General features: G+C 65.9%; 14 protein-coding genes. 7 read left to right on the forward strand and 7 right to left on the reverse strand.

Features of this window, described 5'->3' with window-relative positions; genetic code table 11:
* Positions 1–16: 16 nt before the first annotated feature.
* Genes AC1C2Q_RS12470 through AC1C2Q_RS12480 form a run of 3 tightly spaced genes read right to left on the reverse strand, consistent with a single transcriptional unit; the run spans position 17 to position 4,679 of the window.
* Entirely contained in the window at positions 17–985 is a 969-nt protein-coding gene (locus AC1C2Q_RS12470) for an NAD-dependent epimerase/dehydratase family protein (RefSeq protein WP_495450369.1), read from the reverse strand.
* Entirely contained in the window at positions 982–3,663 is a 2,682-nt protein-coding gene (locus AC1C2Q_RS12475; protein ID WP_495450370.1) for an alpha/beta fold hydrolase, read from the reverse strand. Before AC1C2Q_RS12475 ends, AC1C2Q_RS12470 begins: the two co-directional genes overlap by 4 nt.
* Positions 3,657–4,679 carry a 3-oxoacyl-ACP synthase III gene (locus AC1C2Q_RS12480; protein ID WP_495450371.1) on the reverse strand — a complete coding sequence of 341 codons (1,023 nt, stop codon included), beginning with the start codon at positions 4,677–4,679 and terminating at the stop codon, positions 3,657–3,659. Before AC1C2Q_RS12480 ends, AC1C2Q_RS12475 begins: the two co-directional genes overlap by 7 nt.
* A 183-nt stretch (positions 4,680–4,862) precedes the next feature.
* Here AC1C2Q_RS12480 and AC1C2Q_RS12485 point away from each other — a divergent pair, with 183 nt between their 5' ends.
* The 3 genes from AC1C2Q_RS12485 (at position 4,863) to AC1C2Q_RS12495 (ending at position 7,603) form a co-directional block, all read left to right on the forward strand.
* Positions 4,863–6,578 carry an MFS transporter gene (locus AC1C2Q_RS12485; RefSeq protein ID WP_495450372.1) on the forward strand — a complete coding sequence of 572 codons (1,716 nt, stop codon included), beginning with the start codon at positions 4,863–4,865 and terminating at the stop codon, positions 6,576–6,578.
* 25 nt (positions 6,579–6,603) lie between these two features.
* Positions 6,604–7,032, forward strand: coding sequence for a MarR family winged helix-turn-helix transcriptional regulator (locus tag AC1C2Q_RS12490; RefSeq protein WP_495431406.1), 429 nt, complete (start codon positions 6,604–6,606; stop codon positions 7,030–7,032).
* Between the two features lie 64 nt (positions 7,033–7,096).
* Positions 7,097–7,603 (forward strand): MarR family winged helix-turn-helix transcriptional regulator, encoded by a 507-nt coding sequence (locus AC1C2Q_RS12495; protein ID WP_495431407.1) that lies wholly within the window; start codon positions 7,097–7,099, stop codon positions 7,601–7,603.
* Positions 7,604–7,606: 3 nt separating this feature from the next.
* On the opposite strand, the gene AC1C2Q_RS12500 is transcribed toward AC1C2Q_RS12495, so the two are convergent.
* Both AC1C2Q_RS12500 and AC1C2Q_RS12505 read right to left on the reverse strand, forming a co-directional pair.
* Positions 7,607–8,971 carry an MFS transporter gene (locus tag AC1C2Q_RS12500; RefSeq protein ID WP_495450373.1) on the reverse strand — a complete coding sequence of 455 codons (1,365 nt, stop codon included), beginning with the start codon at positions 8,969–8,971 and terminating at the stop codon, positions 7,607–7,609.
* 10 nt (positions 8,972–8,981) lie between these two features.
* Positions 8,982–10,169 carry an MFS transporter gene (locus AC1C2Q_RS12505; protein WP_495450374.1) on the reverse strand — a complete coding sequence of 396 codons (1,188 nt, stop codon included), beginning with the start codon at positions 10,167–10,169 and terminating at the stop codon, positions 8,982–8,984.
* A gap of 118 nt (positions 10,170–10,287) precedes the next feature.
* Between AC1C2Q_RS12505 and AC1C2Q_RS12510 the strand changes: the two genes are divergently transcribed.
* Together AC1C2Q_RS12510 and AC1C2Q_RS12515 are read left to right on the forward strand one after the other, a co-directional pair.
* Positions 10,288–10,746 carry a MarR family winged helix-turn-helix transcriptional regulator gene (locus tag AC1C2Q_RS12510; RefSeq protein ID WP_495450375.1) on the forward strand — a complete coding sequence of 153 codons (459 nt, stop codon included), beginning with the start codon at positions 10,288–10,290 and terminating at the stop codon, positions 10,744–10,746.
* A 114-nt stretch (positions 10,747–10,860) separates the two neighbouring features.
* Entirely contained in the window at positions 10,861–11,262 is a 402-nt protein-coding gene (locus tag AC1C2Q_RS12515; RefSeq protein WP_495431411.1) for a four-helix bundle copper-binding protein, read from the forward strand.
* A 41-nt stretch (positions 11,263–11,303) separates the two neighbouring features.
* On the opposite strand, the gene AC1C2Q_RS12520 is transcribed toward AC1C2Q_RS12515, so the two are convergent.
* Together AC1C2Q_RS12520 and AC1C2Q_RS12525 are read right to left on the reverse strand one after the other, a co-directional pair.
* Positions 11,304–11,651, reverse strand: coding sequence for a hypothetical protein (locus AC1C2Q_RS12520; protein ID WP_495450376.1), 348 nt, complete (start codon positions 11,649–11,651; stop codon positions 11,304–11,306).
* Positions 11,652–11,769: 118 nt separating this feature from the next.
* Positions 11,770–12,660, reverse strand: a complete 891-nt coding sequence (locus AC1C2Q_RS12525) for a LysR family transcriptional regulator (RefSeq protein WP_495431413.1) — start codon at positions 12,658–12,660, stop codon at positions 11,770–11,772.
* A gap of 131 nt (positions 12,661–12,791) precedes the next feature.
* On the opposite strand from AC1C2Q_RS12525, the gene AC1C2Q_RS12530 reads away from it, so the two are divergent.
* Positions 12,792–16,244: a bifunctional proline dehydrogenase/L-glutamate gamma-semialdehyde dehydrogenase gene (locus tag AC1C2Q_RS12530; RefSeq protein WP_495450377.1), complete on the forward strand. Its 3,453-nt coding sequence runs from the start codon at positions 12,792–12,794 to the stop codon at positions 16,242–16,244.
* A gap of 237 nt (positions 16,245–16,481) precedes the next feature.
* A complete protein-coding gene (locus tag AC1C2Q_RS12535; RefSeq protein WP_495450378.1) occupies positions 16,482–16,967 on the forward strand; it encodes an FBP domain-containing protein in 486 nt (161 codons plus the stop codon).
* Positions 16,968–16,972: the final 5 nt, after the last annotated feature.

Consider the following 16,972-nt stretch of genomic DNA (forward strand, 5'->3'; position numbering starts at 1 on the left):
GCTCGCTACTGCGCCTTCACGCCGAATAACTGGCGGCGAGACGTCGGAGTCCTTCGTCGAGCGATACCGACGGCGCCCAGTCGAACGCCTCGCGGGTGTCCCGCTGGTCGAACCAGTGCGCAGTGGAGAGCTGTTCGGCGAGAAAATGCGTCATGGGCGGCTCATCCGTTCCGGGTCGCACGGCCCAGACCCGTTCGATCACTGTGCCTGCGGCGCGACCGAGCCCCGCGGGGATGCTCCATCGAGGGGGGCGTACGCCCGCGGCGAGGCAGATGCTTGCCAGCAGGTCACCCACCGGACGCGGCTCACCGTTTGTGAGGACGAAAGCACGGCCGTGTGCGACGTCCGCGCGGTGGAGAGCTGCGGCGATGCCGGAGGCGGCGTTGTCGATGTAGGTCGTGTCGATCAGGGCGGTGCCACTGTTGAGCAGAGGCAGGCGTCCTCGTCGAGCGCGGTCGACGATCCGTTCGATCAGCTGGGTGTCGCCAGGGCCCCAGACGAGGTGAGGACGAACGGCGACAACGCTCATTGTTGCGGAATCGCGCGCGAGTGCCAACAGTTCGGCCGCTGCCTTCGTACGTGCATACTCTCCGCGCGCACGCTCCGGCGATGCGGGTTCCGCTCCGACTCCGGCGAGCGACGAGCCTGCATACGCGACCGACGGAGATGACACGGAGACGAAACGCGAAATTCGGGCCTGCTCTGCTGCGTCGAGCAGCGACCGCGTTCCCTCCACATTCACCGTGTGGAAGGCGCTGGCGTCGCCGGCGAGAGACACCTTCGCTGCGAGATGCACGACGCCGTCGGCGCCTTCGACCGCGCGGGCGATGAGAAGTGGGTCGGTAATCGAGCCGAGGAAATCGATGGCGCCGTCCACGGTGGAGGGCCGTCGCTGCAGCGTGCGCACTTCGTGACCGGCGGCGACGAGTTCGGCAGCGACCGCCCCGCCGAGGAATCCGGAGGCTCCGGTGACGAGCACGATCATGGCGCGGTCGGCTTTCCGCCGGCGAGGATGCGCTCTGCCCATTCCGACAGTCGCGACCTGTCGATCTTGGAGTTGTGGCGGATGTCGGTGGGAAGACGGGGCACGGCGAGCACAGCGACGAGTGGAAGGTTCGTGCTGTCGCGCACCGCTGCGGTCAGCTCCGGAGTCGCGAGCCGTGCTCGGCTGGTAGGGGCGACCGTTTCCACGACGGCGACGGCGCGGCGCAGTCCGTGCGGTCCAATGCCGACGACGGCGGCCCTGCGTACGGCGGAAACCCGCTCGACATCCTGTTCTGCTCCGACCGGGGCGACGGGACCGTCAGCGGTGACGATGATGTGCGGCAATCGTCCCTCGACCCACACGCGACCGAGACTGTCGAGATGGCCGACGTCGCCGGTCCGATGCCAGCGCTCGTGCGCAGTATCCGGTCCGAGACTTGTCTCTCGAATGGCTGCGCGATCGGTTAGCCACAGCCGGTCGTAGTGATCCTTCAGATGCGGTGCGGAAACCACGATCTCGCCGAGGACGCCTGGCCTGGTGCTCGGTTCACCTGTTGCCTGACCATCCACATCGAGCGCGCTGATGAGGACGCGGTTTTCACCGATCGGTGCACCGACGCAGACGCCGGTGTCAGGCGCGCGCGCAGCGTCGCGGATCCCGTCGAGTGTGATGTCCGTCACGAGCAGGCACTCGGTCATGCCGTAGGGGGTGTGAGGAGTCGCGTTCGGCATGAGCGCGCCAGCAGAGGCGAGCAGCTCGGCGCTAATCGGTGCACCAGTGGACAAGAACGTGCGAACGCCTGCGAGCTCATCGCGGTCATCCTGCGTCAGCTCATCAGCGGTCGCGACGACGTTGAGGATTGCGGCAGGGGAGAGGAAGACGATGCTCGATTTCGACTCGCGCACGGCTGCGGCAACGGCTTTCGCCGTGAGGGTGCGGGGGGAGGAGACGTCCATATCCGGCGTCACGGAGCGGGTCCCGAGCGCAGGACCCAGCAGTGCGAAGGGCGCGAATCCGGTCACCAGCCCTGAGTCTGCGGTCACCTCGAAGTGAGCGGAGAGCACATCTCGCAGTGCAGAGAGCTGGCTGTGTCGGTACACGACGCCCTTGGCGGGGCCGGTGGACCCGGAGGTGAAGAGGATCGCCGCCTCGTCGTTCGGACCAGGTTCCGCAGGAACGGATGCGTCGGCGCCCAGCGCGACGATGTCGCCGAGAGTGTAGGAGACGCCGAGAGCCGCGGAGGTGACCTTCGCAAGACGCACGGCGGAGATGCGCACTCCGGGCCAGCCGAGAGCACGTGCGGCGATGAGGCCCGGCATCTCCCCGATGACGAAGTCGGGCCACGATCCGCGGACTGCGCGGGTCAGCCCCTTCACTCCGAGCCCGGCATCCGCGACGACCACGACTGCGCCGATCCGCAGGCAGGCATAGATCACGGCCGTCAGCGTTGGCCCCGGCTGGACGAGCAGCGAGACTCGGTCGCCTTTTCGTACGCCGATCTCGGAGAGCCCGGCCGCGATCCGGCGCACTCGGTCGTCGAGCTGGCGCCAGCTCACGCGCCGCGGTCCCTGATCTCCGCGCGTCGACATGTCGATGACGGCGATCGTATCGTCGTCGCGGCGTTCGTCGAGACCGTGCCAGAGCGGTACGAAGGGCTGCGGTTCTTCGTCAGATGTCGGCCCGTCCTCGTCGCGCGTGATGGGCGTTGCGCCGGTGAGTCGATCGGCGTTGTCCCCGAGCCACGTGAGCACCGCGTCGGCGTACGGCCGGTCCTCAGCGAGGAGGTGACCTGCTCCTTCGAAGCGGTGTACATCGGCCTGGGGGAGCCTGTCAATCAGATCGTTGAGGTAGCGATCGCTGAAGATCGGGTCGCGGGGACCCCACAGCATGAGCGCCGGAACTTCGAGCTTTGCCACGCCCGCCGCGATTCGCTCCAGTTCGCGGAAGCTCTCGTGTCGAGCATCCACCGGGATGTCAGCGACGAAGCCGCCGATTCCCTGACGTCGAGCAGCGGAGCGATACGGCGCCCGATACGCATCCTTTACCGAATCTTCGAGAGCAGGCGAGGCGAGAGCAAGCGTCGTCTCGAGGAATGCGGTGGTGCGCACGGTCGATGCCGCGAGCATGCCGCGGGCGCCGGCCAGTCGTAGCGGTGAGGGAATGGGCGTGCCCTCGGGGTGGTGGACAGCCGTGTTCAACAGCATGACGCCGGCGAGCTCGGTCTGGTGATCGATCGCCCAGCCGAGCGAGACGACGCCGCCCCAGTCGTGACCGAGGGTCAGGATGGGGCCGGTGAGGTCCAACGCCTGGGTGAACGCGGCGAGGTCAGTGACGCGCTGTTGGAGCGGCCGGTGCACGCCGGTGCGCTCGGAATACCCCATGTCCAGCTGGTCGACAGCGATGATGCGCCACGTAGGCGACCCAGCCGAGGCCGCCTGTACCGACGCGGCGAGTAGGTTTCGCCAGAGGTACGACCATGTCGGGTTGCCGTGCACGGCGAGGATCGTCCCCACGACGGGTACGTCGAGGCGGGCGAGCTCTTCACCCGTATCGAGGTAGTGCCATTCGCGGCGGATGCCCTCGTCGATACCGCGTCCTGGAACGTCGGCGACGCAGCTGAAACGGTGATCGAGGCCGGGCAGGCCGAGTGGAGGGAGGGAAACCCTCTCTGTCACCACGTGAGCTCCATCATCGCGGTGTTGATACCGGAGCCCACGCCCATGAGGAGTACGCGATCACCCTTGGAGAGCGTCGCCTGTTCCTCGACGAGCGTGATGGGAATGGATGCGGGGCCGACATTGCCGAGCCTGGGGAATGTCGTCGGAACACGACTGCGGTCGAGTTTCGCCGCCTTGATGATGGCGTTCGTGTGTACGGATGAGACCTGGTGGGTGATGTACCGATCCATCGAGGACCAGTTCCATTCTGAGGACGCCTCTTTCCAGGCGGCGACGACGAGATCGAGGCCGCCCTTCAGGAGCTCCTTCGCATCCGTGAACATGCCGTCGACGCTGCCGACGCACAGTTCGTGGAACTGCGTCGCGGCACGGGTGACTCCGCCGAGGATCCGATGTCCGTTTGGGTGCTCGTCGGCACGTCCGAGGACGGCCGCAGCAGAACCGGAGCCGAGCGTAAGTGACGCGAACTCGCGCATGAACTCGTCACGATCGGACGCGTCCTTCAGCAGCCGGTCGATGGTGTTGGTCTGGATGTCGTCTGCATCCTCGCCGTTGACGATGATCGCGTACCTGATCTGGCCGGACTCGATCATGGTGGCTGCAAGGTTCATACCGCTCACGAAGCCGAGGCAGGCGTTTGCGACGTCGAAATTGATGGCGGAGCTGGGCAGGCCGAGTCCGTGATGCAGGCGCACAGCCACAGACGGTTCGAGGTGCTTGCGGGTGACGGAGGTGTTGATGAGGAGCCCGACGTCAGAGGGATCGACCCCGGCCTCCGCGAGAGCGCGCTTGCCTGCCGACACCGTGGCGTCGTCGGCCGATTCGCCTGGGCCCCAGTTGCGGCGTTCGAGCACTCCGGCGACGCGCTGGAGGAGCCGGTGAGGAAGCTTGAGCCGCGTGAGCGCGGTCGCGAGACGAGTCTCGATGTCGTGGGATGTCGTCACCTGACCAGGCAGGGTACTTGCAACCGACAACAGTGAGACATTGTCGAAGCGGGTGGTCGCATTTCCGGCCACGGAACCTCCGTCAACGAGCCGAGGCGGCTCGAGTATTCAAGAGGATCCACTTTACGCCGGTATTCCTGTGCTCATGCCGCGTCCCCACCTCGAGTAGTTGACCTAGAGCTACAGTTGACCTTCCGCAACTAAAGGTTTATAGTTGGTCCAGATCAACTTTCTAATCCCAGGAGCACTCCCACCTTGACTTCCACCACTTCCGCCCCACCCGATGCTGCACGCTCGGCGCGCGAGGTATTCACCGCGATCTCCGGCCTCGTCGTCGGCATGTTCGTTGCCGTGCTCTCGGGCACCATCGTCTCGACGTCGTTGCCCGTCATCATCGCCGACCTCGGCGGCACTCAGTCCCAGTACACCTGGGTCATCACCGCGAGCCTCTTGGCAACCGCGGTCTCCACGCCGATCTGGGGGAAGCTGGCCGACCTCGTCGACCGCAAGATTCTCGTCCAGCTCTCGCTCATCCTCTTCACGGCCGGAACGGTCATCGCCGGCTTCTCGACCGACACGAACATGCTCATCGCGGTTCGTGTCATCCAGGGCATCGGCGTCGGCGGCCTGATGTCGCTCGTCATGATCTCCGTCGCCCTCATCATCTCGCCTCGGGAACGCGGCAAGTACATGGGTGTCGTCGGCGGCATCATGGCTCTCGGCACGATCGGCGGTCCGCTTCTGGGTGGACTCATCACCGACACGCTGGGGTGGCGCGCCAACTTCTTCGTCGGCGTTCCCTTCGCCCTCGTCGCACTGGTGCTCCTGCAGTTCACACTGCACCTGCCCAAGCCGCAGCGCGGGACCAAGATCTCGATCGACTACTTCGGGATCGTCCTGCTCGCCGTCGGCGTCTCGACCCTGCTGATCTGGGTCTCGATGGGCGGCAGCCAGTTCGACTGGGATTCGACCACGAGCTGGGCGCTCGGAGCCATCGCAGTGCTTGCCATCCTCGGGTTCATCGCGGTCGAGTTCTTCGTGAAGGAACCGATCGTTCCGATGTCGCTGTTCCGTAACCGCACCTTCACGCTGTCGGTCATCGCCTCGATCGCCATCGGCGTCTCGATGTTCGCCACCTCCGTCTTCCTCGCGCAGTACTTCCAGCTCGCTCGCGGCGCCACGCCTACGGAATCCGGCCTCATGACGATCCCCATGATCATCGGTCAGATGGGCGCGTCGATCATCATCGGCCAGCTGGTGAGCCGGTTCGGCAAGTGGAAGGGGTGGATGGTCACGGGCTCCGTGCTCGCAACCATCGGCGTCACGCTTATGGCGACGCTGCGCTATGACACACCGTTCCCCCTCGTGGCCGTCTACATGTTCGTCCTCGGTGCCGGTCTCGGCATGGTGATGCAGAACCTCACGCTGATTGTCCAGAACGACACGCCCCCGTCGCAGTTGGGAGCCGCATCGTCGAACGTCAACTTCTTCCGTACGATCGCCGGCACCATCGGCGTCACGATCATGGGTTCCATACTCTCGACCAGTGTCGCGTCGCACATCACTGATGGGCTGAAGGGCTTCACGCCGGCGACTCCGGATGAGATCAGCGCTCTGCAGAGTCTCGGATCGGGTGATGTTCCGAAGATGTCGGAGTTGCCCGAGGCGATCCGTACGATCGTTGAGTCCGCCTACGGACACGGCATCGCAGAAGCCTTCATCATCGCGATCCCGCTCGCCGTAATGGGTATCATCGCGATCGCCTTCATCAAGAACAAGCCACTGTCGACGAAGAACGCCGCCGAGATGCTGCGCGAACAGGCCGAGGAATCGGTCATCGAGATCGCCGAAGCCGAAGTGGGCGCATCACTGTCCACCGGTGCCATCCGGCTCGAGGGCGCCGAGTCCGCATCACCTGCGACAGGTGCGGTGACCGTGCTCGAGCGCGAAGATCGGGAGAACGGGCGCTGACATGGTCGCCGTTGACACTGCGGTGGTGACCGACGACGACGCACTGGCGGAGTTCCAGGGTCATCTGAACCTGGTCTTCGCCAGGGCGCGGGCGCTCTGGAAGGAATCCGCTGCGCGGGTCCACCCCGAGCTGCAGCCGGCAGGGTACAAGCTGTTGTCGTTCATCTCCCGTGCAGGCAGCGCGAATGCACATCAGCTCGCGGAGTGCTTCGAGATGGACAAATCCGTTGTGAGCCGCCAAGTGCGGATGCTGGAGGACCTCGGTCTTCTGGTCTCCAGCCCCGACGATCGTGACGGCCGCCAGCGTGTGCTGACGGCAACACCGGAGGCTCGCGCTGCGCTCGCCGATCTGAGGGGCGACCACGCCGATCGGCTGCGCGAGGCGCTCGCCGAGCTGACGCCGGATGAGATTCAGGCGGCATCGAAGGTGTTCCGGCTGCTCGCAGAGGTCTGATGCACGACCAGATGAAGCCCTGCCACGCATTCGAGTGGCGGGGCTTCGCCGTATGCTGGCGAGCATGAGTGCGTCGTCGTCCACCGAGCCTGCTGTTGCCCCCGCGTCGTCGGGCGGCGACGCTGTGGAAAGTGCAATCGAGGACACTGAACTCGACCAGGCCGTCACCAGAGTCGAGCAGGAACTCGGTCGGCTCTTCGCGCGGATTCGCGTGAGCTGGCGTGAGGCGGCGGTGACCGTGCATCCCGATCTGCAGCCGCTCGGCTACCAGGTGCTGACCTCGATCGCGAGCGGCAAGGCGACGTCGGCCGGCGCAATCATTGAGCGCCTGCAGACCGACAAGTCGGCAGTGAGTCGCCAGGTGCGCCAGCTCGAGGAACTCGGCCTCGTCGAGAGCGTGCCGGATCCCGAGGATCGGCGCGCCCGTGTGCTGGTCGCCACGGCCCTCGCGCAGGAGCGCATCGTGGTCGCCCGCGCGCGATACGAGGGGCGTATCAGGGAGCGACTGCACTCCTGGTCGTCCGCTGATCTCGACCACTTCGTGGATCTGCTCGGCGCGCTTGGCCGGTGAGGCTCACCGCGACTCCACGAGAGGCGCCCGGCGGATCCCAACAAATGACACGATCCCGCCGAGTGCCATCAACGCCGCCGTCACCCAGGCAGCACTGTGGAAGCCGTCTAGATCGAGCATGCCGCCGACGATCGTCGACAGCATCGCGACAACGATGAGTCCGGCAACGCGGGAGATGGCGTTGTTGACGGCGGATGCGATGCCGGAGCGGTTCTCATCGATCGCACCGAGTACCGCAGAGGTCAGCGGTGCGACCGTCAACGACAGACCCAGTCCCATGACGATCATCGACGGCAGCACCTGCCACCAGTAGCTGAAATCGCTCGAGACGGTGAGCAGCAGCAGTGCACCCGCGGCCATCAGCAGTGGGCCGACAGTCATGAACAACCGTGGCCCGATTTTCCCCGCCCACGTGCCCGCTTGGGAGCTGAGGAGGATCATCAGGATCGTGATCGGCAGACTCGCGAGCCCTGCCGCGGTCGCGCTAAGGCCAGCGCCCTCCTGGAGGTAGACGCCGATGACGAAGCCGTTCAGTGACAGAGCGGCATAGATGAACAGCGTCGCCAGGTTGCCCCACGCGAAGTTGCGGGCGCGAAACAGCGAGAGCGGCATCAGCGGCGCGCTCGAATACTTCTGGCGCACCAGGAATGTGGCGAAGAGAAGGATGCCAAAGACTCCTGGCAGCCAGATCGTGGGGGATCCCCAGCCCAGGTTCGGCTGTTCGATGAGTGCGAACACCAGTGCTCCGAGGCCCACCGCGCACAGCATCCCGCTCCACCAGTCGACGCGCGTGCCGCGCGCGTGATCAGGGAGGCGCAGGCGCGCGAGCAGCACGAGTGTGATGCCGATGGGAATGACGTTGATGAGGAAAACGAAGCGCCACGACAGCAGATCGACGAACAGCCCTCCCAGCAGCGGCCCGGCGAGCTGCGCGCCGGTGGTGAATGCCGTCCACATACCGATCGCGCGCGCTTGCAGCTCGCCGCGCATCATCGTCATGATCAGTGCGAGCGAGCTCGGCACGAGCAGTGCTCCGGCGGCGCCTTGCGCAGCCCGGGCAATGATGAGCGTGATCGGTTCGGGTGCGGCCGCCACCGCTATTGAGGCCACCCCGAACGCGATGAGTCCGATGCGCATGATGCGAACGCGACCATAGGCGTCCGAGAGCGAGCCTGCCAGCAGGATCAGCGCGCTGAGCGTGATGAGATACGCGTCGACGACCCACTGCTGCGTCGTGATGCCCCCGCCGAGCTCTTCACTGATTGCAGGCAGCGCGACCGTGACGACGGTGCCGTCGAGGAAGGCCACGAAGGATGCCAGGACCGCAATGGTGATTACGAGGCGCTGGAGCGCGGTGAACGATGTCACGAGACTGAGACTACGCCGAGACGAGATCGACCCTACTCGTGGCATCCGCGCTGCGCTTCGTTGCGAGGCCAGCGGCGATGATCATGACGACGAGTCCGGCCACGGTGATGGCTGCGCCGATCCACAGTGGCGACGCATATCCGAGCCCTGCAGCGATCCCGAGGCCGCCGGCCCACGCGCCGATCGCATTGCCGAGGTTGAACGCGCCGATGTTCGCACCGGAAGCGAGCGTCGGTGCCTGCCCTGCGTAGACCATGATCCGACTCTGCAAGCCGGGAACGGTTCCGAAGCCGAACCCTCCCATGAGCACCAGTGCGACGACGGTGGCGATCTGCGATCCGGCGAACAGGGCGAAGAAGACGAGGGCGACGGTGAGCGCGGCGATGAAGATGACGAGAGTGCGGTCGATTGATTTGTCGGCCAGACGGCCTCCCAACCAGTTGCCCACGACGAGGCCGGCTCCGAACAGCACCAGCAGCCACGGGACGGCTCCGGACGCGAAACCGCTGATCTCGGTCAGCGTGTAGGCGATGTAGGTGAACGCACCGAACATTCCGCCGAAGGCAAGTACGGTGACCGTCAGCGAGAGCCAGACCTGGCCGGAGCGGAACGCGCGCAACTCCTTGCGGAGTCCCACGGGCTCCTGCTTCTCGGCAGGGGCGGAGACGAGTGCTGCGATGCCGATGAAGGCAAGAACGCCGATTCCGGAGATGACCCAGAACGTCGCGCGCCAGCCGAACTCCTGCCCGATGAAGGTGCCGAACGGGACGCCCAGTACGTTCGCGGCGGTGAGGCCGGTGAACATGATCGCGATCGCACCTGCACGCTTCTCCGGAGCCACGAGGCTTGCGGCGACGACCGAGCCGATGCCGAAGAAGGCACCATGGCAGAGTGCGGAGAGGATGCGGCCAAGCATCGCGACGCTGTAGTCGGCGGCGAGGGCTGTGACGACATTGCCGACGATGAACAGGATGATCAGGCTGAGTAGTACGGCCTTGCGTGGCAGGCGAGACGTTGCGGCGGTCAGGCCTAATGCCCCGACGACGACGCTCAACGCGTACGCGGAGATGAGCCATCCCGCGGCCTGCTCGGTGACGCCGAAGTCGGCGGCGACTTCGGGGAGCAGCCCCATGATCACGAACTCCGTGAGTCCGATTCCAAAACTTCCGATGGCGAGTGCGAGTAGGCCGAGCGGCATGCGAGGTTCTCCTGTTATCCTGAATTAGTTGTCGACGCGGGATATTGCGCGAGCAATGTAGATACTTGCACACGCAAATATAAAGCGCAAGCAACTAAATGACGAAAAGAGAGTGGATATGGGAATCGCTGACGATGCTGTCGAGATCCGCGCGCACGGTTGGCGCACTCTCGCGGCGCTGCACGGACTGATTGAGGCGGAGCTCGAGCGCGCTCTATCGGCATCCGCTGACCTTTCCGTCGTGGAGTACACGCTGCTTGATGCGCTGAATCGTCAAGACGGGTGGCACATGCGGATGCAGCAGTTGGCCCGCGCAACGGCGCTGAGCCCGAGTGCCACGACGCGACTGGTGTCTCGCCTGGAAGACCGCGCGCTACTGACGCGGGTGCTGTGCGCCGACGATCGCCGAGGGATCTACACCGAGCTCACTGCCGCAGGTCGTGACCTGTACGAGCGGACGCGTCCGGTGCACGACGAGACGCTCGCGCGGGTGCTCGGCGATGCTGCCGCGCGGCCTGAACTTGCACCCATGGTCGAGGCTCTGCACTCGGCGGACAGTCTGGCAGCCAGCGCCTGAACTCGCGCGGTGGCTCCGCACACAATCCGCCATCGACTCGCAGGCCACGGAGGACTAACCTGGCCGCAGGCGGGTCTCCTGCCCCGCCCCGAGATCTGAGGAAAGCGGTGTGCGATGGACTCGATGATGATGGGCGCCATGTCTGAGGAAATGAAGACGACCCCGGGCATGGAAATGATGGACATGGCCGTCATGCAGGCCTGTATGGATGCCTGCTCCGCCTGTGAGCAGGCATGTACCGTCTGCTCGATGCAGCTGATGGACTGTGCCCCCGCCTGCATGAATTGCGCGGACATGGCAGGCACGATGATGCGTTCGATGCTGCGGATGCAGGGGATGACGCCCGCCGTGATGATGTCGATGCTCGACGCCTGCATCGCCATGTGTCAGATGTGCATGGATGCCTGCATGGAGCACGCAGATCACAGCGAGGTCTGCAAGATGTGCGCGCAGGCCTGCAAGGCCTGCATGGACGCGTGCATGGACGTGAAGAACATGATGATGGCGGCTGCCTGAGCAGCTTTGCATCCGAACACGTCAGGTCGCGCTGGCTGAGGTCAGACCGACGCGACGTTGAACTGCACGCGCCCGACGGCGAGTACGTGATAGCGCGGGTGCAGTGCCACGGGGGTGCCTTCGGCTGCCTCTAGAGCTGCCCCAGAACCGTTCCACAGCGTGTGCGCGGTGCCGTCGAGATCGCGCACGACGAGGCCGCCGTTCACGGCATCCGCTGACTCGACGATTCCGTCGATCCATTCGCTGGATGTCGCCGACGCAAGTCGCGCCTGGATCAGGTGCAGCGCGTGTCCCGGTGTGAACGAAGAGCAGACGTCGCCGTGGTCGCACATGCACGCAGCACGCTCCGTCACCTCGAGGGGTGAAAGGCGGTGCAGCGGGGTGGACACGGTGATCTCCTCTAGTTGGGAACTGATCTGGCAAGAGTAGGTCGCTGTCGCGCCGCAGGAAAACGCCGCCGACACTCAGCGAAACATTGACGAATGCCGGGTGCTGCCCGATGCGCACTCAGCGCGGCACGTGCGCGGCGAGCGCCTCCGCCATCGCAGTGAGCACCGCCGCGACCGCGGCGTTGTCGCGCGAAGACGAGCGGGTCGCCGCGAAGATTTCGCGCACGGGAGACCCTGGCAGCTCGAGCAGTCGTACAGAGGAGCGGTCTCCGGTCCAGACGAGATCGGGCAGCACCGCGACTGCGTGGCCCGCGGCGACCAGGCGCGTATGCGCGATCAGGTCGGTCGCCTCGAATCGCACGTCCGGTTCGAAACCAGCGGCACGACACTGCTGCATCGTCCATTCCCGCACTGCCGCTCCCTTGGGCTCCATCACCCACGGCCGATCATGCAGGTCGGCAAGCTCCGCTGCCGAGGATGTCGGAGGTACAGCCAGGCGCACGGGGTCCGGTCCGAGCAGCGTGCGATCGATTCCGTCGCGCAGCTCACGTGTGTACCCGGCGTATTGTTCAGCGACCACGAGGTCAAAGCCCCGCGCCTGCAGTTCGAACAGCCCCTCCTCAGGGGCCATCTCCACCATCTCCAAGCGAAGGTCGGGCATCCGCTCGGCGAGCAGCGTGAGTGCTGGGGGCACCAGTGCCTCAGCGGCGGTGGGCATGACGGCGATCCGCACCCGCTCCTGCGCGTGCTGAGACGACGACAGCTCGGCGTGGGCGGCTTCGTCCAACTCCAGAGCGCGCGCCGCGTGTGCGGCGAGCAGACGCCCTTGCGCCGTGAGTCTGACGCGCCTACCGTCGGGTTCGAGCAGCGATACTCCGGCCTCACGCTCGAGTTGCGCAAGCTGCTGCGACACCGTCGATGGGCTGTATGCGAGAGCTGTGGCAACGTCCGAGATGGTGCCCCGCAGGGCCAATTCGTGCAGCAGACGCAGTCGTCGCAACTCGAACACGGAGCACCTCGCAATCATCGAGAAAATCGAATATTAACTATCGTAAACGCTCGCTTTTCACGAAGGGTAGTGCGGCTCCACACTGAGATCAAGACTCGCGGTTCCGCCGCGCTCTGGAGTGAGGAAACCCGATGAACCCGACGACATCCGCCGTGACCGGCAATGCTGATCTCGCAGCGCTCTCAGATGACGCGATCGCGCTCGTGCAGCGCTGGCTGGTGGAGAGTCGTGACGTGCCCGCAGACGCGGCGGCGAAGCGCCTCGCTGGCGTCCTCAGCGATCCGAACGGCCTTGACTTCACCGTCGGTTTCGTCGACGGTGTGGTGCGCCCGGAAGACCTGAAGGTCGCAGCCCTCAACCTGCGGGGCCTGGTTCCACTCACTCCGAAGTTCCTCCCCGTGGCACTACGCGCCCTCATCCGCCTCGGTGGCGCGCTGGCGCCGGCATTCCCCGGCATCGTCGTTCCGATCAGCCGTCTCGTGCTGCGCGGGATGGTCAGGCACCTCATCGTCGACGCCACTGACGCCAAACTCGGCAAGGCCATTCGCCGCATCCGCGCGGACGAGGGTGTGCACCTGAACATCAATCTCCTCGGAGAGGCGATCCTCGGCGAAGAAGAAGCTGCCCGTCGTCTGGAGGGCACGCGACGTCTCCTCGAACGTGACGATGTCGACTACGTCTCGATCAAGGTCTCATCCACCGTCGCCCCGCACAGCCCGTGGGCGTTCGACGAGGCCGTCTCGCATGCCGCAGGCGCGCTTGTTCCGCTGTTCCGCATCGCAAAGGCCCGCGGCGGGAAGTTCATCAACCTCGACATGGAGGAGTACAAGGACCTCGACCTCACCATTGCGGTCTTCACTTCGATCCTTGACCGCGAGGAATTCCGCGGTCTCGAGGCCGGCATCGTTCTGCAGGCTTACCTGCCGGATGCCCTCGGTGCGATGATTCACCTGCAGGAGTGGTCTGCCGCGCGCGTATCTGCGGGTGGGGCACCGATCAAGGTTCGTGTCGTGAAGGGTGCGAACCTGCCGATGGAGCAGGTGGACGCCGAAACCCACGGCTGGCCGCTCGCGACCTGGCACAGCAAAGAGGCCTCGGATGCCTCGTACAAGGCCGTACTCGACTACGCACTGCGTCCGGAGCACGTGCAGAACGTGCGCATCGGCATCGCCGGTCACAACCTGTTCGACATCGCGCTGGCCTGGCTGCTCGCGAACCAGCGCGGCGCGACGGCCGGCATCGAGTTCGAGATGCTGCTGGGCATGGCCACAGCGCAGGCGACGGTCGTCCGCCGCACGGTCGGCTCGCTGCTGCTCTACACGCCTGTCGTGCACCCGACCGAGTTCGATGTCGCAATCGCCTACCTGATCCGCCGACTCGAAGAGGGCGCCTCCACCGACAACTTCATGTCTGCGGTCTTCGAGCTTGATGATGAGCCCGCTCTGTTCGCCCGCGAGCGGGACCGCTTCCTCGCCTCGATCGCATCGATGCCGGCCGAGGTTCCAGGACCGAACCGTACGCAGGATCGTAGCGCCGAGCCTGCGCCGTCCCCGCGTGACGAGTTCGACAATGCACCCGACACTGACCCGAGCCTGGCTGCTAACCGTGCATGGGGCGACCAGATTCGCTCCCGCATGGAAGCATCCACTCTCGGGGAAGAAACCGTCCGCACCCACACGCTGTCGGACGCAGCATCCCTCGATGCCGTCATCGCCGCAGCCACCTCGGCAGGTGAGGCCTGGCGCGCCCTCGGCGCCGCCGGTCGGGCAGAGATTCTGCACCGTGCCGGCGACGCCCTCGAGGCTCGTCGTGCCGACCTCCTCGAGGTGATGGGGGCCGAGTGCGGAAAGGTGCTTGAGCAGGGTGATCCAGAGGTCTCAGAGGCCATCGACTTCGCGCACTACTACGCCGAGAGCGCCAAGCGCGCAGAGAGCATCGAGGGCGCGACGCACAGGCCGGTCGGGCTGACCGTCGTCACCCCGCCGTGGAACTTCCCCGTTGCGATCCCTGCCGGCTCCACGCTCGCCGCTCTCGCCGCCGGCTCTCCCGTGATCATCAAGCCCGCTCGCCAGGCTCGCCGCTCCGGCGCCGTCATGATCGAGGCGCTGTGGGAAGCAGGAGTCCCGCGCGAGGTGCTGCAGTACGTGCAGCTCGACGGCCGCGAACTGGGCCAGCACCTCATCAGCGATCCGGCTGTCGAGCGCGTCGTTCTCACCGGCGGCTACGAGACGGCAGAGCTGTTCCGCAGCTTCCGTCCCGACCTGCCACTGCTCGCCGAGACAAGTGGCAAGAATGCGATCATCGTCACTCCGCACGCCGACCTCGACCTCGCCGCCCGCGACGTCGCCTACTCGGCGTTCGGCCACGCCGGGCAGAAGTGCTCTGCGGCATCCCTCGTCATCCTCGTCGGATCGGCCGCGCAGAGCGAGCGGTTCCGCCGTCAGCTCATCGACGCGGTCGGCTCGTACCAGGTCGGTCAGCCGTGGGACGGCTCCAGCCGCATCGGACCGCTGATCGGCCCGGCCGACGGCAAGCTCCTGCACGCGCTCACCACGCTGGAGCCCGGCGAGAAGTGGATCATCGAGCCGTCGAAGCTCGACGACAAGGGCAAGATGTGGCGTCCAGGCATCCGTGAGGGTGTCGCTGCCGGGTCGCCCTTCCACCTCACCGAGTACTTCGGCCCTGTGCTCGGCGTCATGACCGCAAAGTCGTTGGATGAGGCCACCGCGATCGTCAACGCCATCGACTACGGCCTCACCTCGGGGCTGCACTCGCTGGACGACGGTGAGATCGCGCAGTGGCTCGCGAACGTGCAGGCCGGAAACCTCTACGTGAACCGTGGCACCACGGGCGCGATCGTGCAGCGTCAGCCGTTCGGCGGTTGGAAGAAGGCTGCTGTCGGCGCCGGAACCAAGGCCGGCGGTCCGAGTTACCTGATCGGCCTGTCCAACTGGGAAGACGCCCCGGTCACCGCTGATGCTCCGAAGGATGCGGTCTCGCAGGCGGCGCTGGCGGCTCTCGGCTCCGCGAAGGATGCTGAGGATGCCGACACCGCCTGGTTGCAGGGCGCCCTCTCCACCGATGTCGCCGCCTGGCGCGACGAGTTCGGCGCCGTGCGCGATGCGACCGGCCTCATCACCGAGCAGAACGCGCTGCGCTATGACGTCTTGCCTGTGACGATCCGTCTCGAACAGGCAAGCACCGCTCAGGCGATCCGCGTGATCGCGGCCGGTGTGCGTGCCGGTTCCCGCCTCAGCGTCAGCACTGCGGCCGAGCTGCCGGCATCCGCACAGCATTGGCTGACGGCATCCGGCGTCGGCGTCGCGGTCGAAGATGCCGCAGCGTGGGGCGCCCGCGCCGCACGCCTCGCCGAGACCGGTGGGCGCATCCGCCTCGTCGGCGGCGACGCCGCAGCGGTCGCCGCGCACACCGGCGGCTCGCCCGCTGTCGCGGTCTATGCGGGTCCGGTCGTGTCTGCTGGCAGGGTCGAACTGCTGCCGTTCCTGCGCGAGCAGGCCGTGTCGATCTCGGCGCACCGCTTCGGTACGCCGCACCGCCACGAGATCGCGCCGCTCACCGCATAGTCGCGCCGCTCACCGCATAGTCGCGCCGCTCACTGCGCAGGAGTAGGCTCACCGGGTGTTGTTTTATGTGAGCGCCCGCAGGGCGCGAAAGGTGGTTGCAGGCGCGTTCAGCGCCGGCGGCAGAGGCTGATCATCAGCCGGAGGCGGGACTCCGTCGCCGGTGATCTGTCATACCCGGCATCCATCTAAGGGATGCCGTGATCACTTCTCTCACCTCACTTCTGAAAGCACTTCACCATGCGTCCCATCGACGAGCGCGACATCCGCGCATCCTTCATCAACGCCTCCCGCAAAGAGGTCTCTTCGCTGACATTGCCTCCCGGTTTCGCCGAGATCGACTTCGACCGCCGGGACTATCTCGGCTGGTCCGACCCCAAGTTCGCCCGTCGTGCATATGTCGTGACCGACGTCGACGGTGTGCTCACCGGCGCGCTTCTGCAGCGTGCCGAGCAGCGGGTGCTCGCCCGCGCGCAGTGTTCGTGGTGCGAAGACGTCACGCTCCGCAACGACGTGCAACTGTTCGCCGCCCGCAAGGCCGGGCCTGCTGGTCGCGGCGGTGACACGATCGGCACGCTGGTCTGTGCCGAGTTCGGATGTTCCCACAACGTGCGGATGCTGCCGCCGCTCGCCTACGAGGGCTTCGACCGCGAGGCGGCGAGAGATACGCGCATTGTGCGCCTCGGCGAACACGTGCGCGCGTTCCTGCGTGAGGTGGCCGGCTAGCGGGC

It is taken from the genome of Microbacterium sp. Y356, from assembly GCF_059445355.1.

Excerpts from the sequence above, each read along its gene's own strand:
- AC1C2Q_RS12470 (WP_495450369.1), bottom strand. The coding sequence starts at position 985 with ATGATCGTGCTCGTCACCGGAGCCTCCGGATTCCTCGGCGGGGCGGTC.
- AC1C2Q_RS12495 (WP_495431407.1), top strand. The coding sequence starts at position 7,097 with ATGAGTGCGTCGTCGTCCACCGAGCCTGCTGTTGCCCCCGCGTCGTCG.
- AC1C2Q_RS12505 (WP_495450374.1), bottom strand. The coding sequence starts at position 10,169 with ATGCCGCTCGGCCTACTCGCACTCGCCATCGGAAGTTTTGGAATCGGA.
- AC1C2Q_RS12510 (WP_495450375.1), top strand. The coding sequence starts at position 10,288 with ATGGGAATCGCTGACGATGCTGTCGAGATCCGCGCGCACGGTTGGCGC.
- AC1C2Q_RS12515 (WP_495431411.1), top strand. The coding sequence starts at position 10,861 with ATGGACTCGATGATGATGGGCGCCATGTCTGAGGAAATGAAGACGACC.
- AC1C2Q_RS12530 (WP_495450377.1), top strand. The coding sequence starts at position 12,792 with ATGAACCCGACGACATCCGCCGTGACCGGCAATGCTGATCTCGCAGCG.
- AC1C2Q_RS12535 (WP_495450378.1), top strand. The coding sequence starts at position 16,482 with ATGCGTCCCATCGACGAGCGCGACATCCGCGCATCCTTCATCAACGCC.